The organism is Sulfuricurvum sp., assembly GCF_019163035.1.
In the GTDB taxonomy this organism is placed as follows: Bacteria; Campylobacterota; Campylobacteria; order Campylobacterales; family Sulfurimonadaceae; genus Sulfuricurvum.
Window position 1 is genome coordinate 3,446 of sequence record NZ_JAFLKV010000045.1, and the last position, 18,305, is coordinate 21,750.

Sequence of the window (18,305 nt, forward strand, 5' to 3'; positions counted from 1 at the left end):
ATTACCTCTTTTGGAGAGAATCTGATCCACGATCATGTCAGCTGTAGCGTGAGAGAAAACGAGATTTATGCACTATTAGGGGGAAGCGGATCGGGAAAATCGACTCTAATGCGGGAGATGATCCTCTTAGAACGACCTCAAAGCGGAACGATCCGAGTTTTGGGACACGATCTCTCTGCTCTAACTCCGATGGAGGCGATGGAGTTACGACGTTCATGGGGAGTATTGTTTCAATCGGGAGCGCTGTATTCCTCCCTCACCGTCGGCGAAAATATCGCACTGTTGTACAACGAATACACCGATCTCTCACCCACCCTTACGAACGAGTTGGTTCAACTCAAAATCAATCTCGTCGGACTTCCTCCTCACGCCCAGTATCTCTACCCCGCAGAGCTTAGTGGCGGAATGATCAAACGTGCCGCCCTTGCCCGCGCCCTCGCACTTGACCCGAAACTCCTCTTTTTAGATGAGCCCACCTCTGGACTTGATCCGCTCAGTTCACGCCAGTTTGATGATCTGATTTTACAGCTTCGCGATCTTTTAGGGCTAAGTGTCGTTATGGTGACCCATGATTTGGATACAATTCATCATATAGTAGATCGATTCACGTTATTAGGGGAGAAAAGAGTGATCGCAGAGGGGAACCTTACTGAGGTTTTGAGAGTCGATCATCCAATTGTCGATTATTTCTTTCAAAAGGGCTCGTATGGAATCACGCGTTAATTACACTGCCATTGGGACATTTATTATCCTCTTTACCTTCTCCCTCGTCAGTTTCGCCTTTTGGCTGGGCAAATATAACCAAGACGAAGCGCAATACCGCCGATATAAAGTCTATATCACCGAATCGGTTTCAGGACTAGCACCCGAAGCTGCCGTTAAATTTCACGGTGTTGATGTCGGAAAAGTTGAATCGATGGAGATCAATCCTCACAACAGCGAAGAGGTAGAACTCATCCTGAAAATCAAAAAAGAGACCCCGATTAAAACCGATTCTACGGCTATACTCAAATTTTACGGTATCACAGGACTCGCCTTTATCGAAATCGCCGGAGGTTCCCGAAACGCACCGCTACTCTCAAGCGGAGGCAGTAATATTGCTACCATCCCCTCAAGCCCCTCGTTAATTACGCGTCTTGATGAATCACTCAGCAATGTCGCCTCAAAACTTTCCAAAACCCTTGATCACGCCGATCGTCTTTTCAGCGATCAAAACGTCGAAAACGTTGCCCAATCACTGGAGCATTTACGCTCGCTTACAGTACAAATCGATGGCTATCAAGGAGAAATCAAAACCCTGTTGACCCAAAGTGTTGCGTTAGAACACAATGCTACCGACTCTCTCAGCGCGATGAAAGAAGCCGCAGGAAGTGTCAAAACTGCCTCTGGCAACTTCAACACACTCGTTCAGACCAAAATGGTGACCACACTTCAATCGCTCGAAGCAACCTCAAAAGCAAGCCATCTCCTTATTCAAAAGCTCGAAGCGAGTGTAGATCGAGGCGATTACGATGTGCGTGCCATCGCCGCTCCTGCTAGCGGAGAACTAAGTACCCTGTTAGAACAGACACGTACCCTCACAAATGAGATGGAGATGACTCTACGCTCTTTACGAGAGAGCCCTTCTGATCTACTGTTTAAAAAATCAACCCCTAAATCGGGACCGGGAGAATAATATATGCGTCATTTCAGTTTTTACACCCTTATTCTATTGTTACTGAGCGGATGTTCTACATCTAGCCCCTCGATCAATGAGTACACCCTCTTTACCCCTCAGGCGCCCACATCACAAAAAATACCTCTATTTTCAAAAACCCTCACTGTCGCATCTGTAAAAGCAATCCCCTCCCTCTGTGGTAAAAATTTGATCTACCTTCGTGAAAATGGAGAAACAGGCTCTTATCTCTACAGCCGATGGAGCGATACACCGGCGACTTTGATGCAGCGATCTCTTATGCAATCTTTTAACGAAAACACTCTGTTCGTATCCATCTCCCCCGCGTCCTCATTGGCTCAAAGCGATTGGGTTCTCGAATCCGATTTAAATTCGTTCTATCACCGATTTACAAAAGATGCTAGCGAGGGTTATATCGATATGACCTACCGTCTTATCGATGTTCACACTAAAGTATCTATCGCGTCCAAACGCTTTGTCATCACGGCTCCTGCCCATTCCATGGATGCCTTAGGCGGTATTGAGGCACTAAAGCATGCACAAAATGAACTCAATCACCAATCTATTGAATGGCTCAAAACCCTAACCAAGGATACAAAATGAACCAAAGAATTGCCATACTCTGCTCTGGCGGAGATGTTTCAGGGATGAATCCCGCCCTCAAACGCTTTGTTGAATACGCTTTTGCCAAAGGTTTGCAACCTTATTTTGTCCGAAATGGCTATGAAGGTCTGATCGACAACCTCATCACCCCTGCCGATTACCATGATGTTGCAGGGATTATCACCCGAGGGGGAACCAAAATCGGCTCGGCCAGGTCTATGCGATTCAAAGAGGCATCTTTTCGCGCCGTTGCAGCTGAAAACCTCCGATCCCACGGCATCGACAAACTAATCGTACTCGGGGGAGATGGAAGCTTTCGGGGAATGGAGCGGTTTTACCATGAGAGTGGGATCGCGTTTTGCGGAATCCCCTCAACAATTGACAACGACATCAACGGGACCGACTATTGTCTGGGGGTCGATACGGCATTAGGGGTAATCAAAGACGCCATAGATCAGTTGCGCGATACCGCATCCTCGTTTCACCGCGCATTCGTTATCGAGACAATGGGACGTAATTGTGGCTATCTCACACTTATCTCAGCCATTACCTCAGGTGCGGAGATGTGCCTCATCCCCGAAATCCCAATCAACATCCATGAATATACAGGGTGCTTTAAATCCCAAGTGGCAAAGGGGCGAGATTACTTTATCGCGATCGTTTCCGAAGCGCTCAACAGTGCTGATGTATCCGAATGGTTTGAAAAAGAGTTGGGATTTGAATCGCGGGTTACTGTATTAGGGCATATTCAGCGCGGTGGCAATCCGAGCGTTTATGATCGGCTGATGGCGTATAAATTTGTCACTTATGCGATTGATGCACTCTTAGAGGGGAGAAATCACTCTATCATCTGTTACAATAAAAGCCATTTTAACTTTAAAACAATCGATGAAGTTGCTCTCAACCCTTACCAACTCGATGAAGAGCTACTCACCCTTGCGCGTGAGCAATTTCTTCCATCGCACTGTCAAATGTAGGGTAACGGAATTCGAATCCGTTGTCTTGGAGAACCCTCGGGTAAACCTCTTTGGAATCGAGCATTACGATAGAGCCTTCACCGAAAGCGAGTTTCACCACCCATGCGGGAAGATCAAAAAAGGTTGGTCGATGTAAAATTCGCCCCATTGCTTTGGTTTGTTCCAGATTACTGATCGGCTCAGGAGAGGTGAGATTGACTACCCCTTTTATCTCATGATGATCGATTAAAAAAGCCGTAGCACGAACCAAATCATCCAGATGAATCCATGAGATCATCTGAAAGCCGTCACCCATTTTTCCCCCAAGCCCCATTTTAAACGGAGGGAGCATTTTAGCCATAGCCCCGCCTCCGTTGGCATACACGACACCGAATCGCATCGCACACACCCGTGTCAGTTCGGACTGTGCACAAAACGCTGCATGTTCCCACTCTTGAACCAATTGACTCAGAAAATCATTCCCAAAATGGGTGGAAAACTCATCATGCTGATGATCTGCGTCATATACACCTACCGCTGACGCATTCAATAATGTATACGGAGGGTTCTCACACGATGAGAGCGCTTTGATGAGTATATCGGTTGTCTCTAGACGGCTTTGACGTAATAGTTCTTTGTAGCTTTTTGTCCAACGTCCCAAGATATTCGCCCCCGCAAGGTTGATAAGTACATCCACCCCTTCGAGTTTTTGTGTAACATTTTCAACCGAACTACCGCTTCGGATACTCAAAGCGATGACTTCATCACCTCTCTCTTCATAAAAACGCTTTAACGCACTTCCGACAAACCCGCTAATTCCACAGATAACTATTTTCATGTGTATCCCTTTAATTCAAGCTTTATTGTAACCAAATGGATGCACGGAGGGTTTAAAGATATAACTGGTTTGATGATTTAATGTAATTCTAAAGGTAATGAGAAAAAGAAGTATTAAGAAGAGATTGCCCCAGAGGGGACAATTACGGAATTAGCCGCAAGAAGGGACGTTTCCGGAATCTGAACCGAACATGAATAAGAAATCACGTAGGTCTTGTGCTTGGTTTTTGAATCCATCACCGTTGAAGTATGCAGCAGATTTATCTTTTGCATGAGCTTTAATGATTTTCTCTCCGCCGTTAGCGAAAAGATCATCCCACTCGTCTTGTGTATGCATCGCTGCACCTTTGGTACCGTTACCGTGACAGTTTTTACACATTTTCAAATACGCTTTTTGACCTTTTTTGTCATCAGCAGATACAGTTGTGCTCATCATCCCTACAGCAACTACTGCCGCAAGAAAAAGTGATGTTGACTTTTTCATATCGTTCTCCTTGAATAATTTTAAAACACCTTTAGCGTTTCCGAAAAAAGGGTGAAGGTGTCTTGATACGATTAATATAATATCGGATAAAGGATAAATGGAGCTTTAACTGAATGTTAATATGACATTTTTTGAAATAATTTTATCAAAAATGTATCAAATTATCACACTTTATTCGGCATCAATCTCAGGGTCAACAACTTCTTTTTCTTGACCTGCACGAACTTCCAAACGAATTTTATCCTGACGGATTTTACGGTACGCTTTGTATTGTGCTTTGGTCAGTTCTTCACCCTCAAGCCCTACTTCCGCACCGATCTCTTGAGGCGAGAGTCCCGCTTCGTTCATCATCACCATCCGAAACTCTTTTTTCGTCAAGTGACGTTTGAGAGAGGCATACAAAGCCCGTTCATCATTTCCGATCTCTACCGCACTGCATTCATATAGACGTGCTAATACTTCGCGGATCGTTTTAGTAGGGTTGTAACGCAACCATAATGAGTTCTCTAACATTATGAAAATACCTTTGTAATAATTTGGATGAGATCTTTCGTCTCAATGATAACATTCGCCTCTTTTTTGAGGATCTCTTTCGCGCAAAATGCGACGCGCGTTCCAGCATGGGCAAACATGGATCGATCATTGGCGCCGTCACCGACCACCATTGTCTCCTCTTCGGTAACTCCGAAAAGCCCTTGCAATCGCACGAGCATATCCCCTTTGGAATAATCGAACATCATATCGCCGCCGACCAGTCCCGTGAGCTTTCCATCCTTCGAATGCAAAACATTTGAAAAATCAGCATCGTATCCGAGGATATCTTTCGCATACGAAGTCGCAGTGCGAAATCCGCCGCTGAAGCAAACCACTTTAATACCGCGCTCTTTCAGTGCCGCAATCGTCTCGACCGCGCCATTCATATAAGGGAGGTTTTGGCAAATCTCTTCGACAAGTCCAAATTCCAACCCTTTTAAAAGCCCCACACGCTGTTGCAAAGACTCGAAAAAATCGAGTTCCCCCTCCATCGCCCGCTCGGTGATCGTACTCACCTGCTCGCCGATTCCGAGCGCTCGTGCGAAGAAATCGATGGTTTCACCATCCATCAATGTCGAATCAAAATCAAATACCGCTAATTTTATCAAAATAGATTTCCCACATTTTGTTATAATGACGCAATTATATCCAAAGGCACCTTTTGTTCGAAACCTTTATAGATAAACTACGCAACAGCACCTATATAACATTAGAGACAACCCCGTCGCGTTCCGCCCAGTTTGCCCCGACGATTGAAAAAATCGCCGCATTGGGTCTTGATAAACTAGTCGATGGGTTCAGTACCACCGATAACCCCCTAGCCAAACTCAAATACAATGCCCTCTTTGCCGCAATGAAGCTCCAAGATCGTTTCGGACTTCCGACACTGGCAACGATGAGTATGCGCGACCGTAACCGTATCGCATTGCAATCCGATCTCCTCGGAGCAAATGAATCCAATGTCCGTGCCATCCTCGCCCTCACAGGTGACAGCGCCCACTACTCCGATCAACCACACGCCAAAGGGGTATTCGAGGGGAACAGCAAACTCCTCCTCGACATCATCACGACGCTGAACAACGGTACCGATTTAGCAGAGCAAAAACTTCTCGCCCCTGTGCAGGAGATTTATCCGTTTGCCGTCATCGATGCTTATGCTAAAAGTGCCGCAACATTGCAAAAGAAGATGACCAAAAAAGTAGCTCACGGAGCCATCGCCATCATCTCCCAACCCGTCTACGATCTCGAAAACGCCCGTAAACTGCTCGATATGATGGCGGAAGCGAACCGAGAAAATAACGGTAATTGTGTACTCGTTTTGGGCTATTTTCCGATTACGAAACTCCGTACCGCCCGCTTTTTAGATGAAAATGTACCGGGAATATTTGTACCGAGTTCATGGGTAGAAGCACTCGAAGCCGCGTCACTCATCAGCCCTGAAGAAGAATACCGTGTCGGATTTGAACTGAGTAAAACCCTTTTTGAAGAACTCAAAGCGCTCCATCCGAAAATCCATATCATGACGGCAAATCAGTTTGAACTCGCTAAGGCGATTTTGAGCTAATTTCAGCCTCTTTTGGCTATAATCGATCATTATTAAATAGCAGGAATACTCCCTTATGATCGATGTAAAACTTCTCCAGAAAAATTTTGACGAAACCGCAACGGCGTTGATGCGCAAAAAAGTGGATGCTTCCGTAATCACTGAACTAAAAACCGCCAATGAAGCTCTCAAAACCGCTAAACTCGCCTACGAAACATTGCAAGCCAAACAAAATGAGTTGAGTAAACTTTTCGGTCAGTATAAAAAAGAGGGGAAAAGTACCGATGAGCTGAAAATCGAAGTCGATGCCAATAAAGTAACCCTGGGTGATTTCCTCGATACCCAACGCTCCGCCGAAGAAGCCCTCGATGCGATCATCATGCGTATCCCTAATATCCCCGATGCAGACGTACCCGACGGTGCGGATGAAAATGATAATATCGAAATCAGAAAAGTCCTCACTCCGCCAACCTTTAGCTTTACGCCGAAAGAGCACTGGGAACTCGCAGACCAAAACGGCTGGATCGATTTTGAGCGAGGGGTTAAACTCGCTAAAAGCCGTTTCAGCGTCGTGGGCGGAATGGGTGCACGGCTTGAACGCGCCCTCATCAATTTTATGCTCGATTTCAATCGTGAGCGCGGTTTCGAAGAGTTCAGTGTTCCGATGCTCGTCAACCGTCGTGCGTTAGAGGGAACAGGTCAGCTTCCGAAGTTTGAAGATGATTTGTTCAAAGTCGAAGAGGAAGAGCTCTATCTCATCCCTACGGCGGAAGTCCCTCTCACCAACCTCTACCAAGATGAAATCCTCAACGGTGCCGATTTACCGATCAAAATGACGGGATATACCTCATGTTTCCGTAAAGAGGCGGGGAGCGGCGGACGAGATGTGCGCGGTATGATCCGTCAGCACCAATTTCATAAAGTCGAACTCGTCTCCATCACCCGCGCCGATCAAAGTGACGCAGTATTTGAAGAAATGGTTGCGTGTGCCTCTGATCTCCTCGCGACGCTTGGACTTCCACACCGTCTCGTTACCCTCTGCACAGGGGATCTAGGATTCGGTGCCGCTAGGACGGTAGACCTCGAAGTGTGGCTTCCGGGGCAAAATACCTACCGCGAAATCAGTTCCGTCTCGAACACACGGGACTTCCAAGCCCGCCGTGCGAAGATCCGTTACAAAGAAGAGGGGAAAAATATCCTCGCTCACACCCTAAACGGTTCAAGTTTAGCGGTCGGACGGACGATGATAGCTATTATGGAAAATTTCCAACAAGAAGACGGCACGATCATTATCCCTGCCGTATTGCAAAAATACCTCTAAAAGGTTAAAGAGAGCTCATGGCTGAAGATCAAGAAGAGATTATCATCATTGAGGAATCCGATGCCGCAGGTGTCGAAAAAAAAGCTGATGCAGCTGAAGTTCCTTCCGATGAAAAACCAAGTCTTTTAAAAAACAAAAAACTCATCATTGGTGCGGGTGTTTTGGTTTTACTTCTCTTAGGGGGAGGAGGCATGGTCTTTTTCTTCTCAGGACACGGCGATGAGAATGCAGTAGCAGTCGAAGAAGGTGTTGCAAAAGCCGCACCTGAAGAGGAAATTATCGAACCGAGTCAACTCGAAAATATGATTGAGCGGGCAAATTACCTCTACGCAAACGGCAATGCAACCGAAGCACTTAAACTCTATGAAAAAATCGCCCTCTACTCCGAAGCAATCAGCCAATACAATCTCGGTGTCGTCCAACTCAAAGAAGGCGAATACGAGTCAGCTCTTAGTAATTTCAAACGCTCCATCGCCAATAGTGAAAACCGATGTGTCAGCGCGATCAATGCGGCGGTTTGTTGCCTTAACCTAAAACGGGAAAAGGATTTCAATTACTACATCAAAATGGCGGATACCTATCTCCCCCAAGAGAGCAATTCTCCGATGTATTCGTATTATTATTCCCTTATCAACTACTACAAAGGGAATTATCTCGAAGCACTCAGTGCATTGAAACACCCTACGACCGAAGAGTACCAAACAACCCAAAATACCCTTCGCTCTAAAATCAGTGCCATGTTCGGTAGTTTCACGGATGCGATCAGTGCCTTGGAAAATCCGCCCCAAGAAGAGGACTCTTTTTCATTAGGTCTCTTGTACGCGAATCTCGGTAACATTGAAAAAGCGACTAAATACCTCAATGACGCCATTATGCAAAATGACAAACCCACTCAAGAACAACTCGCATTAGCCTATGTTCATCTCAAAGCCGGATTGCATAGCGATGCCTCAAAATTAATACAAACAGCTACTAATAGTGACAAGGAATTAGTCTATTCGCCCTACCCGATCCATGTGTTTCTAAAGCCATCTCTCTATAATCCCGATGATCTACAGCGCATCTACCGTGAGCGTAAAGAGGACAATCGACAAAAGATTTATCAGAATATCTTTTATTTCGCACCGTATAAGATTTTTAATGCCGATCAAACACTCAGTTATATCCGAAAAGGGAATGCTAATATTTTTATTGACGATATAACAAGCGCTAAAGAGTATCTTCAAACCAGTACACGCGCATCCAGTGTCGATTATGGTATCGCCCTCTCAGTCCAAAAAGCCCTCAAATTTCGTCTCAGAGATGCAAATCAACAACTCTTGGCGCTTCTAAAGCGTAACCCTCAACACTCGATTCTCCACTATGATTTAGCACTAACCTATGCACAGTTGGGTGATATTGCAAAAGCGCATGAACACTTCTTGCGCTCCTATCATTTGGATGCCAACAACTATATGTCGGGGCTTTTTGCGATCATGTGTGGGGATATGCTCGGAAAAGACAGTGCAAAACTCTCCTCTATCCTCAAAGATAATCTCGCACAAGAGCCTGAAAAAGAGGAGTTTGAACTTTATCGCACCCTCTTTGATATCACCCAAAATAATATACCAAGTTCATCGAAATGGCTGGATAAAGCCTACAAAGAACGCCCTCTATACCTTGCCCTCGATGTTGCGATAGCTACCGAAATGAATCAAAAAGAGGATGCACGTAAATTTGCGAAACGACTTTCGGCGCTTCAACCGAATAATATTTTACCTCATTTGATGGTGATTGATACCCATTTCGGCGACCAAAAACCTAAAGCATTTGCCGCTTCGGCGATCAACTATCTTAAAAAACAATCATTTCATTATGATGATCTCTACTTCGGCCCGCAAATAACCCGCGATAAAGCGATACTCATGTCCGCAATGACCGGTCAGTTAAGCCCTTTTATTTCTCGTCTTGAAACAAGACTCCAGATTACTACCGATCACACTGCTGATATCATCGGGGCATTAGCGCAATCTTATTTTTACCATCAAGAGTTCGAAAAATCGTATACCCTCTACAATCAGCTCATCGACACCTATAAAATTCGTGATGAAAAAACACTTTTTATGGGTGCATCCGCTTCCATCGGAGCAGAGCATTATGAAAATGCGATTGCCCTGTTGGAACTCTCCAAAATCCAAAACCCAAGCTATTTGGACACCCGCTATGCCCTTGCGCTGTTATACATGCAAAGTCGAAACAACCAAGCGGCTATTATCCAATTAGACAAAATGGGAAATACAGGATTTAAATCACAGAATTTTGACTTTGAGATCGATACCGAGAAACTCGCAAACGAGCCTCATCTCTATCACCCTCTTTGAATCAGCCGACGCAGTAGATAATAGGAGGCTCGTAGCGGCCCATAAAGCAAATATCCTGCCGCTAATAGTGCCAGAGCTTCAATCGGATAGATAAAGACCCCCATAGCGACTACGATCAATCCAATGAGAAAACGGATAAAATGAAATGTTTTAAAGTTCATTTTTTTGAAACTCGGATAGCGGATATTACTCACCATCAAAACCGATAAAATAGCCGCAAGGGGAAGAACAAAAACCTTAAATGGTGATAACTCTTGATAGCGTTCAAGGATTAAAATAGTGATAGAGATCATAATTGCCGCTGTAGGAATAGGTAAACCGATAAAAACACTCGGTTCGATCCGTGAGGTGGTGACGTTAAAGCGGGCAAGTCGTACCGCACCGAAAATGATAAACAATGCACTCACCATGATCCCGATACGTCCGTAGCAATCACCTACATACAAATACAATAACAACGCCGGAGCCACTCCAAATGCAACAATATCCGCTAACGAATCGAACTCGACTCCGAAGTGGCTTGCGGTGTTCGTAAGGCGTGCAACCCGACCATCCAATCCATCAAAAATAAGGGCTAAAAAAACAAACCAAGCCGCTAATTCAAATGATCCCTCTAATGCCAAAGCAATCGTATAAAATCCGGTAAAAATAGAGGCGGCGGTGAAAAAATTAGGGAGGAGATAGGCGATGGGGGGAGGAGATTGTCGCATCGGATTACGCGGCTTTGAGATATCCAATGACACTCTCACCCGCGCGGACACTGGCACCCGCATTGACGGATACACGCGTATGTTCAGGGAGATAAATAACACTTCGACCTTTAGCTAAAAAGCCATAACGAGATCCCTCTTTGAACTTTTGGCTTTTTTCCAACTCTATACCGATCGGAAAACAGCTCTGCTCGCTAAGATGCTCAATAAAAACTTCATCCCCTTTTTTAGAACGAAAAGAGATAACCGCTTTTTCGTTTAGGGTATCGGATAAAGGGTTGTAAAGCGGTAGTGATGCACCGTGTCGGATTTTAAACCCTTCCACTTCACAGTCAAACGGAACGCGAAGCATCGAAACATCCCAGAGTGAATTCATGATCGTCACTTTGGACATCTTTTGATCATCAACAACGGTCTCTTCGATAGAGAGGACAATCCCGTCAACACTACTAATAACGGCATCCGATTCGCTCACAGCGGTATTACGTTCAGGATTGCGGAAAATCATCAATACCGAAAGCAATAATGCTCCAAAAATAAACTGGAACAGATGCAATCCCGTCATGGTAAAAAATAGAGTAAGAGAGCCCAATACGGCAGACAGAAGCCATCCTCTTGACGAGAGGATAAAGGTATCATTTTGAACACTCATGCAATACTCCTTTTATTCATCAATCACAATTTTTGTACTAGAGGGGGTCTCTTTACGAGGGGAAAGTTTCGTTTCGATATTGTTTTCTACCTCAAAAGCCTCAATAATTTCACGAACTTGATCCCCGGAAATATTCTCTTTAGCATAGAGAAGCTCAACGATTTTCTCAATAGCATCGCGATACTCTTCCAAACGGGCTTTGACATCACCGTAACGATCTTGGAGCGATTTTTTGATAAAGGCATCCATCTCTTCCGCCATCTTATCACTGTACTCGCGCGCTTGCGTCATACCGCCGCCCAAAAATGTACTTCGTTGTTTTTCGAGTACCATCAATCCGGCAACATCACTCATTCCGTACATTTGTACCATTGCTTTGATGATATCGGTAGAGCGTTCCAAGTCGTTTGCCGCTCCAGTACTGATCTCACCGATAAAGACCTCTTCTGCCGCACGACCGGCTAAGAGGACATCTACTTCTGCCCATAGTTCATGGCTTTGCATTAGATACTTGTTCTCTTCAGGGGTGTTGAGGGTGTAACCAAGTGCCGCCAATCCGCGAGGGACAATAGAGACTTTTGAAACTTTCTTAGCTCCCTTCGTCGTCTCTGCCAACAACGCATGACCGCTCTCGTGATACGCAACAATACGTTTCTCTTTCTCATCAATACGTCGGCTTTTCTTAGACAATCCAGCAATCGCGCGTTCAACCGCTTCACGCATATCGGCTTGACGCACTGTTTTTTGACTTTTACGTCCGGCGAGCAATGCCGCTTCATTGACGATATTCGCCAAATCTGCCCCCGCGAGACCTGCGGTAAGACGTGCGATCTCTTCGAGGTCAACATCACTATCTTGTTTCACCCCTTTGGCATGAACATTGAGGATATCGATACGCCCTTGATAATCGGGCTTATCCACTAATACTTGACGGTCAAATCGTCCCGGACGTAAAAGTGCAGGATCGAGGATCTCAGGACGGTTGGTTGCCGCTAAAATAATAATCGGCGTATCGGTACCAAAACCGTCCATTTCCGCGAGGAGCTGATTGAGCGTTTGTTCACGCTCATCATTTCCCCCCATCATTCCCCCAGCCGCACGGCTTTTACCGATAGCATCGATTTCATCGATAAAGATAATAGAGGGAGCATCTTTTTTCGCTTGTTCAAACAAATCACGAACACGAGCCGCACCGACCCCTACAAACATTTCGATGAAGCTTGAACCCGAAACAGAGAAAAACGGTACTTCCGCCTCTCCCGCAACTGCTTTAGCAAGCAATGTTTTACCGGTACCGGGGCTACCGACAAGCAATACCCCTTTAGGGATTTTAGCACCGAGTTCCACATAGCGATCCGGTGATTTTAGAAAATCAACGATCTCCAAAACCTCTTCTTTTGCCTCTTGAGCACCTGCGACATCATCGAATTTGGTTTTTGGTTTTTCTGAGTTAATCAATTTTTTAGAGTTGCCCATCCCTAAGATGCCACCACCCATACTTTTTTGCATACGTCCGGCAAAAAACATCCAAATGGCAATGATAATTAAAAATGGGAATAACCATCCAAACATATCAGTAAACCAGTTACTCTCGCTAAATCCAACATAGTTAATCTTTTTCTCATCCAATAGTGGAATGAGGGTCGTATCAGGTCCAATAATACGGGTCGTGTACGCAACTTTTCCGTTAGAGTCATTACCGATTGCCCGAATATAGCTTTGCCCAATAGAGACTTTTTCAACCTGTTTTTCATTAATGAGTCGCTTAAGATCAGCATAACTGATCTCTTGTGTGCGGGTAACATTTTGACCACTCATTTTCCCGCTTAATTCGCTTTCATCACCAATTACCGCTTTAAAAAGGATAATAACGACAATCGAAAAAAGGGCAAACGTGATGAGTGGATTTTTATTGAAAAAATTATTATTTTTATCTTGATTCGGATTTGGTTCGTTCTGAGCCATATTATTCATTTCCTTTGTGAGTTACTACTAGAGTTACCCATTCATTTTCGACAAGTCGTTCTGTCAATTCAAAATTTTTATACGCACGAAGAACTTTCTCTTCGTACTTGTCCATAATCCCTGAGAGGATCAATGTCCCCCCATCTCGTAATCGTTTTTTTAGATCACTCGCGATAAACACCAAAACATCCGCAACGATATTGGCGATAATAACATCGTATTTTTCAGTGGTCTCGTTAATCGGACCTTCCCATAAACGGCGATAGGTTATCTGATTTTGCTCGGCATTGACTATCGCATTTTCAACGGAGAGGGGATCGGTATCACACGCATCGACTAAAGCACCTTTTTTAATGGCTGCAATCGCCAAAATTCCGCTCCCGCATCCGACATCCATCACCTCATCACCGGGTTTGACGTACTTGGCAATACCTCGGAGACATGAAGCGGTGGTAGGGTGATGTCCAGTTCCAAAAGCGAGTGCAGGGTCAATAGCTATGTTTAGCATACCCTCACGAGGTTCTTCCCATGTAGGATGAATATAAAATGGGGCGATTTCAATCGGGGTAATCCCTTGTTGATACTGCGCAATCCAATCGTCATTTTTCTCTTTTGTGAGATTCATATCAACATCAACAACCTCACCTAGAGCACGTTGTAGAGCCTCAGCAAACTGCTCAATCCCCCACATTACTGTCTCTAAATCTTCTTCACTGCGGATTATAAATCCATCGTCAATCTCTTCAAATCCGACTGGAAGAACATCAATAAGAAAATCACTAAAAAGCTCGATATGCGATGATGGTTTAACCACCAACATATAATAGTAATCTTGCATTAACCCTCAGTACCGAGTACGGCGGCAAGTTTTTCTTTAAGGACTTGAGGGGTAAACGGTTTTACGATATAGTTATTTACCCCGGCTTTAAGTGCGGTAATAACTTCCGCTTTTCCACCTTCAGTAGTAACCATAATAATTGGAAGATCAGTAAAACGGGCATCTGCACGTACTTTCTTAACCAATTCTAAACCATTCATCTCCGGCATATTCCAGTCAGTAATGAGCATGCCCATATCTGGATTGGCATCAAGGACACCCCATCCTTGAAGACCATCTTCACCCTCTAAAACATCCTCATAACCTAGGCGAGAGAGTGTATTTTTGATAATACGGCGCATTGTCGAGCTATCATCTACAACCAATAATTTCAAAGTACGTCCTTTTTTTGATACATTTTTACAGAATTAATACCCAATAATAGCCTAACCAAGTTTGCGATAAGTTTAAAAAAAGTTTTTGAGCTCAATTCTACCCTCATAAAATGCTTTTCCGACGATTACACCGGAGACTTCACCGCATAGTTGTAACGCTTTGATATCATTCTCATCTTTTACTCCGCCACTGGCGATTGTAGGTATACCTGACGCACGAGCTATCTCAAGGGTAAAATCGACATTTACCCCAGAAAGTGTACCGTCACGCCCCACATCGGTACAAATAATTGCCTCGACTCCTGCATCCGCAAAGGCTCGAGCCAAATCGGTGGCTCTCATGCTACTCACTTCACCCCACCCCTCAACAGCAACAAAGCCGTCAATTGCATCGATACCAACCACAATAGGATATTTAGCCGCCATTGATTTCACGAATTCGGGGTCTCTAAGGGCAATAGAACCTAAAATCAACCGATCAATCCCAAGTTCCAAATAACGTTGAATCGTTGCTTCATCACGGATACCGCCGCCGAGTTGGAGTTTAACATTACAGTTTTCTCGAATCAGACGAATCTGCTCCAAATTTTTGGGTTCTCCCGCAAACGCACCATTAAGATCCACCAAATGAACCCACTTCGCTCCCATCTCTTCAAACGTTTTAACAAGCTCCCACGGGGTATCGGAGTAGATTTTTGCACTCTCCATAAGCCCTTTGGTGAGGCGTACCGCTTTGCCGTCTTTAAGATCAATCGCCGGATAAATAGTCATAAATAAAAGTCCTTTTAGAGATTAATAAAATTTTTGAGTATGGATAGACCATTTTGGTGGCTTTTCTCCGGATGAGGCTGTATCCCCATAACATTCTCATGAGCGACCGCGCTCGTAAAACGGTATCCATAAACCGACTCGCCGATACTATCACTCTCGTGAGCACAAAGGGCATGATAGGAGTGGACGAAATAGAGATAATGAGCTTCATCGAGTCCTGCAAAGAGCGCGTGTTCACGTGTAAACATCCGATTCCATCCCATGTGGGGAACTTTGAGAGGCGTATGAAAACGGCTCGTGTCAAATGCCAGAACGCGTCCTTCGATCAAACCGAGTCCGTTTGAGAGTCCGAACTCTTCGCTCGATTCAAATAACAACTGCATTCCCAAACAGATTCCGAGGAGAAATTTTCCGCTTACGGCGTATTCACGAATCGCTTGATCCATACCACGCTCACGTAAATGTTCCATCGCATCAGCAAATGCACCGACTCCTGGTAGGATAATTCGGTCATAACTTTTCAATTTTTCGGGATCGGATTCGACAACGACTTTTTCTCCCAACAGATCAAAAGCATTTTTAACACTGGCGAGATTGCCCATGTTGTAATCAACAATTGCTATCAACGATGTTCTCCTAAATTGGTAAAACGGATATAAATGGCAAGCCCGATCAGAAGCATCGCTACCCCTCCGATAATATAGATTGCATTGACAATCATGTGCGGTTCGGTCATTGCAAATTTAAACACCAGCATCAGAGCTTCAATCGAGAGGGCAATGATAATGGAGCCTAAAAAGCGTACCATTGTTTTGTGGATGCTCGAAGCCGGATCATTTTTAGGACGCCCTAAAACTTCCTCTTCAAAAAGGGTTTTAACCAAATCGAGTATCGCCAACGAAAGGGTCAACAAAATCGTCGCTTCAAAAATATCTTTGATCTCAATTTTATCGTATTGCCCCATCCCGTATGTCAAGAAACCTTCGATTCCTTTGACGAAGAGGAGTAAAGAGACCAAGGCTAGAACAACGGTAAATGCTCCGTACGCTACTCTGAAAAAACGTCCTGCTACCGACTCAAGTGCCATCGGATGGGCAATTTTGAGTACCTCTGCCAACGGCATATCGATACAAGCAACATAAACGATCTCACCGTTCTCATCAAAAATAGGTTCGGATGCCGTAACGGTGAGTTCATCATTCAATAGGGATGGATAGGGATCGGTGATCGTACATCGGCGCTCATGCATTGCCCGATAATAGTAAGCCCGTGTTGAACGGCTCGTACCGATATCTTCTTCTTTTTTCCCACTTTTCAAGTAAGTAGGGGTGACTTGATTTCCAGCAGAATCGAGTACGTACGCCGCTTCAAGCCCCTTTAAATCCCCTCGTATTTTGAGCAATCGAGCCGTAAGCGACTCAACCGAAACGGAGGGGAGATGGTTAGGGAGATTTTTATGAAAGAGATAACAAAAATAAGCACGTGCTTTCGGTCGGATTTCCGCAAACTGCTGAATATCTTGAACAACCATATTTTAAATCTCCTCTACCTTATTTTGATGCGGATTGTAACTTAGTTGCGCTATAGTTATGCTTATGAATTCCGCTAAAATCCGTATTGCTATTGTTCGTCTCAGCGCATTGGGCGACATCGTTAACACTGCCGTCGTATTACAAATCATCCATAAGCATTACCCTGATGCGAGTGTCGATTGGTACGTAGAAGAGGCGTTTGCACCCATTTTAGAGGCTCATCCGCTCCTCCATGAGGTGATCCCTGTACCGATCAAACGGATCAAAAAAACCAAAAGTTTTAAACTCCTCCGAGAGACCATCCGTAACCTCCGATCGCGCGAAGCTTATGATCAGATTATCGATGCGCAGGGGCTTATTAAATCGGCGATTGTCACCTCTTTTATCAAAGGGAGCGTTCACGGGTTTGATCGTAACAGCATACGTGAAAAATTTGCCTCCTCTTTTTATGATTCCACCTCCGAAATCCCTTATGAGATGAATGTGATCAAACGCAACGTCTTAGTTATTACCGAAGCGCTCCATATCCCCTATGATGAGAATGACATTCTCTTAAAAGAACCTCTTTTCCCACTCCGAGAACGACCATCCGTTCTAAAAGATGAGAAAAATATCGCGTGTGTAATCGGTGCATCTTGGCCGAGTAAATGTTATCCGAAAGAGCACTTTGCCGAGCTTTGCTCCGCGCTCTCCTCTCCGTGTCATTTGATTTGGGGAAGCGAAGCGGAGAGGCTCGATGCGCAGTGGATTGCCGAGCACTCCTCCAATGCACGAATCGCCCCGAAAATGTCACTGATTGAGTTGGTTAGCTTTATCGCCCATTGCGATTTAACGATTGGAAACGATACGGGGCCGACTCACATGGCATGGGCAATGAACACTCCCTCCATCACCCTTTTTGGTCCGACCAACGAACGGATGATTTTTCCAACCCCACTCAATATCGGGATCAAATCCCCCTCAGACGTCAATATATTAAAAATCAACAGAGCTGATTTCTCCATCCGAGAAATTGAGCCAGATAGCATACTCCAAAAAGCCAAGGAACTGTTAGTATGATCTTATTTCGTCTTTTTTTAGTTTTGGATGCCGTATTGATGAAACTCCCCTATCATTGGCGCAAGGGGATTTTTACCTCGCTCGCGGCACT

The 18,305-nt window shown here is 44.8% G+C and carries 20 protein-coding genes; 8 read left to right on the plus strand and 12 right to left on the minus strand.

What is annotated here, in order from left to right; all coding sequences use genetic code 11:
- From JZU62_RS04120 to JZU62_RS04135, 4 genes are all read left to right on the plus strand, one after another.
- A partial coding sequence (locus JZU62_RS04120; protein ID WP_365956376.1) for an ATP-binding cassette domain-containing protein occupies positions 1-723 on the plus strand: 723 nt, incomplete at its 5' end.
- Positions 707-1,675: an MlaD family protein gene (locus tag JZU62_RS04125; RefSeq protein WP_295012182.1), complete on the plus strand. Its 969-nt coding sequence runs from the start codon at positions 707-709 to the stop codon at positions 1,673-1,675. The genes JZU62_RS04120 and JZU62_RS04125, both read left to right, overlap by 17 nt.
- Positions 1,676-1,678: 3 nt before the next feature.
- The gene (locus JZU62_RS04130) at positions 1,679-2,278 is read left to right on the plus strand and encodes an ABC-type transport auxiliary lipoprotein family protein (RefSeq protein ID WP_295012184.1); all 600 of its coding nucleotides are present in this window, start codon (positions 1,679-1,681) and stop codon (positions 2,276-2,278) included.
- A complete protein-coding gene (locus JZU62_RS04135) occupies positions 2,275-3,255 on the plus strand; it encodes a 6-phosphofructokinase (protein WP_295012186.1) in 981 nt (326 codons plus the stop codon). The genes JZU62_RS04130 and JZU62_RS04135 overlap by 4 nt, the downstream gene beginning before the upstream one ends.
- Here JZU62_RS04135 and JZU62_RS04140 read toward each other — a convergent pair.
- The 4 genes from JZU62_RS04140 to serB form a co-directional block, all read right to left on the minus strand.
- Complete coding sequence (locus JZU62_RS04140; RefSeq protein WP_295012188.1) at positions 3,209-4,072, minus strand: TIGR01777 family oxidoreductase; 864 nt, start codon at positions 4,070-4,072, stop codon at positions 3,209-3,211. The genes JZU62_RS04135 and JZU62_RS04140 overlap by 47 nt on opposite strands.
- A 150-nt stretch (positions 4,073-4,222) precedes the next feature.
- Entirely contained in the window at positions 4,223-4,555 is a 333-nt protein-coding gene (locus JZU62_RS04145; protein ID WP_295012191.1) for a c-type cytochrome, read from the minus strand.
- Between the two features lie 171 nt (positions 4,556-4,726).
- Positions 4,727-5,068 (minus strand): hypothetical protein, encoded by a 342-nt coding sequence (locus tag JZU62_RS04150; protein WP_295012193.1) that lies wholly within the window; start codon positions 5,066-5,068, stop codon positions 4,727-4,729.
- Positions 5,068-5,697: a phosphoserine phosphatase SerB gene (gene serB, locus JZU62_RS04155; RefSeq protein ID WP_295012195.1), complete on the minus strand. Its 630-nt coding sequence runs from the start codon at positions 5,695-5,697 to the stop codon at positions 5,068-5,070. Before serB ends, JZU62_RS04150 begins: the two co-directional genes overlap by 1 nt.
- A 53-nt stretch (positions 5,698-5,750) precedes the next feature.
- On the opposite strand from serB, the gene JZU62_RS04160 reads away from it, so the two are divergent.
- From JZU62_RS04160 to JZU62_RS04170, 3 genes are read left to right on the plus strand one after another with little or no spacing between them, the layout of a single operon-like run.
- Positions 5,751-6,653: a methylenetetrahydrofolate reductase gene (locus tag JZU62_RS04160; RefSeq protein ID WP_295012197.1), complete on the plus strand. Its 903-nt coding sequence runs from the start codon at positions 5,751-5,753 to the stop codon at positions 6,651-6,653.
- A gap of 55 nt (positions 6,654-6,708) precedes the next feature.
- Positions 6,709-7,953 (plus strand): serine--tRNA ligase, encoded by a 1,245-nt coding sequence (serS, locus tag JZU62_RS04165; protein WP_295012199.1) that lies wholly within the window; start codon positions 6,709-6,711, stop codon positions 7,951-7,953.
- A 17-nt stretch (positions 7,954-7,970) separates the two neighbouring features.
- Positions 7,971-10,313, plus strand: coding sequence for a tetratricopeptide repeat protein (locus JZU62_RS04170; protein WP_295012201.1), 2,343 nt, complete (start codon positions 7,971-7,973; stop codon positions 10,311-10,313).
- Here the strand turns inward: JZU62_RS04170 and pssA are convergent.
- The 8 genes from pssA to JZU62_RS04210 form a co-directional block, all read right to left on the minus strand.
- Positions 10,301-11,023 carry a CDP-diacylglycerol--serine O-phosphatidyltransferase gene (gene pssA, locus JZU62_RS04175; protein WP_295012230.1) on the minus strand — a complete coding sequence of 241 codons (723 nt, stop codon included), beginning with the start codon at positions 11,021-11,023 and terminating at the stop codon, positions 10,301-10,303. The genes JZU62_RS04170 and pssA overlap by 13 nt on opposite strands.
- 4 nt (positions 11,024-11,027) lie before the next feature.
- The gene (locus JZU62_RS04180; protein WP_295012203.1) at positions 11,028-11,675 is read right to left on the minus strand and encodes a phosphatidylserine decarboxylase; all 648 of its coding nucleotides are present in this window, start codon (positions 11,673-11,675) and stop codon (positions 11,028-11,030) included.
- Between the two features lie 12 nt (positions 11,676-11,687).
- Positions 11,688-13,640, minus strand: a complete 1,953-nt coding sequence (ftsH, locus tag JZU62_RS04185; protein ID WP_295012205.1) for an ATP-dependent zinc metalloprotease FtsH — start codon at positions 13,638-13,640, stop codon at positions 11,688-11,690.
- Position 13,641: 1 nt separating this feature from the next.
- Entirely contained in the window at positions 13,642-14,478 is an 837-nt protein-coding gene (locus tag JZU62_RS04190; protein WP_295012207.1) for a 50S ribosomal protein L11 methyltransferase, read from the minus strand.
- Positions 14,478-14,852: a chemotaxis response regulator CheY gene (locus JZU62_RS04195; protein WP_295012209.1), complete on the minus strand. Its 375-nt coding sequence runs from the start codon at positions 14,850-14,852 to the stop codon at positions 14,478-14,480. Before JZU62_RS04195 ends, JZU62_RS04190 begins: the two co-directional genes overlap by 1 nt.
- A gap of 72 nt (positions 14,853-14,924) precedes the next feature.
- Positions 14,925-15,623, minus strand: coding sequence for a 1-(5-phosphoribosyl)-5-[(5-phosphoribosylamino)methylideneamino]imidazole-4-carboxamide isomerase (hisA, locus tag JZU62_RS04200; protein WP_295012211.1), 699 nt, complete (start codon positions 15,621-15,623; stop codon positions 14,925-14,927).
- Between the two features lie 14 nt (positions 15,624-15,637).
- Positions 15,638-16,249: an imidazole glycerol phosphate synthase subunit HisH gene (hisH, locus tag JZU62_RS04205; RefSeq protein ID WP_295012213.1), complete on the minus strand. Its 612-nt coding sequence runs from the start codon at positions 16,247-16,249 to the stop codon at positions 15,638-15,640.
- Positions 16,246-17,154, minus strand: a complete 909-nt coding sequence (locus tag JZU62_RS04210) for a PDC sensor domain-containing protein (protein ID WP_295012216.1) — start codon at positions 17,152-17,154, stop codon at positions 16,246-16,248. The genes hisH and JZU62_RS04210 overlap by 4 nt, the downstream gene beginning before the upstream one ends.
- A 64-nt stretch (positions 17,155-17,218) precedes the next feature.
- Here JZU62_RS04210 and waaC point away from each other — a divergent pair, with 64 nt between their 5' ends.
- A complete protein-coding gene (waaC, locus tag JZU62_RS04215) occupies positions 17,219-18,214 on the plus strand; it encodes a lipopolysaccharide heptosyltransferase I (protein ID WP_295012218.1) in 996 nt (331 codons plus the stop codon).
- The last annotated feature ends 91 nt before the right edge of the window (positions 18,215-18,305 follow it).

Bases quoted from the DNA above. Each gene is read 5' to 3' on its own strand.
- JZU62_RS04125 (WP_295012182.1), top strand. From the start codon at position 707: ATGGAATCACGCGTTAATTACACTGCCATTGGGACATTTATTATCCTC.
- JZU62_RS04130 (WP_295012184.1), top strand. From the start codon at position 1,679: ATGCGTCATTTCAGTTTTTACACCCTTATTCTATTGTTACTGAGCGGA.
- JZU62_RS04135 (WP_295012186.1), top strand. From the start codon at position 2,275: ATGAACCAAAGAATTGCCATACTCTGCTCTGGCGGAGATGTTTCAGGG.
- JZU62_RS04140 (WP_295012188.1), bottom strand. From the start codon at position 4,072: ATGAAAATAGTTATCTGTGGAATTAGCGGGTTTGTCGGAAGTGCGTTA.
- JZU62_RS04145 (WP_295012191.1), bottom strand. From the start codon at position 4,555: ATGAAAAAGTCAACATCACTTTTTCTTGCGGCAGTAGTTGCTGTAGGG.
- JZU62_RS04150 (WP_295012193.1), bottom strand. From the start codon at position 5,068: ATGTTAGAGAACTCATTATGGTTGCGTTACAACCCTACTAAAACGATC.
- serS (WP_295012199.1), top strand. From the start codon at position 6,709: ATGATCGATGTAAAACTTCTCCAGAAAAATTTTGACGAAACCGCAACG.
- JZU62_RS04170 (WP_295012201.1), top strand. From the start codon at position 7,971: ATGGCTGAAGATCAAGAAGAGATTATCATCATTGAGGAATCCGATGCC.
- pssA (WP_295012230.1), bottom strand. From the start codon at position 11,023: ATGCGACAATCTCCTCCCCCCATCGCCTATCTCCTCCCTAATTTTTTC.
- JZU62_RS04180 (WP_295012203.1), bottom strand. From the start codon at position 11,675: ATGAGTGTTCAAAATGATACCTTTATCCTCTCGTCAAGAGGATGGCTT.
- ftsH (WP_295012205.1), bottom strand. From the start codon at position 13,640: ATGGCTCAGAACGAACCAAATCCGAATCAAGATAAAAATAATAATTTT.
- JZU62_RS04190 (WP_295012207.1), bottom strand. From the start codon at position 14,478: ATGCAAGATTACTATTATATGTTGGTGGTTAAACCATCATCGCATATC.
- hisA (WP_295012211.1), bottom strand. From the start codon at position 15,623: ATGACTATTTATCCGGCGATTGATCTTAAAGACGGCAAAGCGGTACGC.
- JZU62_RS04210 (WP_295012216.1), bottom strand. From the start codon at position 17,154: ATGGTTGTTCAAGATATTCAGCAGTTTGCGGAAATCCGACCGAAAGCA.
- waaC (WP_295012218.1), top strand. From the start codon at position 17,219: ATGAATTCCGCTAAAATCCGTATTGCTATTGTTCGTCTCAGCGCATTG.